The organism is Streptomyces sp. NPDC053673 (assembly GCF_055585225.1).
In genome coordinates, this window is the sequence record NZ_JBVJKN010000101.1 from 1 (window position 1) to 1,479 (window position 1,479).

The window sequence follows — 1,479 nt, forward strand, 5'->3', positions numbered from 1 at the left end:
CGGGGGGTTGCCGTGCTTGCGCGACGGCAGGTCGGCGTGCTTGGTGCGGAGCATGGCGAGGGAGCGGATGAGCACCTCGCGCGTCTCGGCCGGGTCGATGACGTCGTCGACCAGTCCGCGCTCCGCGGCGTAGTAGGGATGCATGAGCTCGGCCTTGTACTCCTTGACCATGCGGGCGCGCATGACCTCGGGGTCCTCGGCATCGGCGATCTGGCGGCGGAAGATGACGTTCGCCGCACCCTCCGCGCCCATCACCGCGATCTCGTTCGTCGGCCAGGCGTAGGTGAGGTCGGCACCGATGGACTGGGAGTCCATGACGATGTAGGCGCCGCCGTAGGCCTTGCGCAGGATCAGCGAGATCCGCGGCACGGTCGCGTTGCAGTACGCGTACAGCAGCTTCGCGCCGTGGCGGATGATGCCGCCGTGCTCCTGGTCGACGCCCGGAAGGAAGCCGGGCACGTCCAGCAGCGTGATGATCGGGATGTTGAAAGCGTCGCACATCTGAACGAAACGTGCGGACTTCTCACTCGCCTCGATGTCGAGGACACCGGCCAGTGACTGCGGCTGGTTGGCGACGATGCCGACCACCTGGCCGTCCAGACGGGCCAGCGCACAGATGATGTTGCGGGCCCAGCGCTCGTGGATCTCGAGAAAGTCACCGTCGTCGACGATCTCCTCGATCACCTTGTGCATGTCGTAGGGACGGTTGCCGTCCGCCGGGACCAGGTCCAGCAGCACGTCGGAGCGACGGTCCGCCGGATCCTCGCTGGGCACCTGGGGCGGGTTCTCACGGTTGTTCGAGGGAAGCATCGACAGGAGGTAACGGACCTCCGCGATGCAGGTCTCCTCGTCGTCGTAGGCGAAGTGCGCCACACCGCTCGTCTCGGCGTGCACGTCCGCGCCACCGAGGCCGTTCTGGGTGATCTCCTCACCGGTGACCGCCTTGACCACGTCCGGTCCCGTGATGAACATCTGCGAGGTCTCCCGGACCATGAACACGAAGTCCGTCAGCGCCGGGGAGTAGGCAGCACCACCGGCACACGGGCCCAGCATCACACTGATCTGCGGGATGACACCGGAGGCCTTCGTATTGCGCTGGAAGATGCCGCCGTAGCCCGCGAGAGCGGAGACACCCTCCTGAATACGGGCGCCCGCACCGTCGTTGAGCGACACCAACGGCGCTCCGGCAGCGATGGCCATGTCCATGATCTTGTGGATCTTGGTGGCGTGCGCCTCACCGAGCGCACCACCGAAGATCCGGAAGTCATGCGCATAGACGAAGACGGTACGGCCCTCGACCGTGCCCCAGCCCGTGATCACACCGTCGGTGTACGGCTTCTTCGACTCCAGACCGAACCCCGAGGCCCGGTGCCGCCGCAACTGCTCGACCTCCCGGAACGACCCCGCATCCAGCAACAGCTCGATCCGCTCACGCGCGGTCAGCTTGCCCTTGGCATGCTGCGCCTCGGTCGCACGGTC

General features: G+C 66.5%; 1 protein-coding gene. It reads right to left on the bottom strand.

Going from position 1 to position 1,479, the window contains the following annotated elements:
• A partial coding sequence (locus ACZ6ZQ_RS38550) for an acyl-CoA carboxylase subunit beta (protein WP_469773194.1) occupies positions 1–1,479 on the bottom strand: 1,479 nt, incomplete at both ends.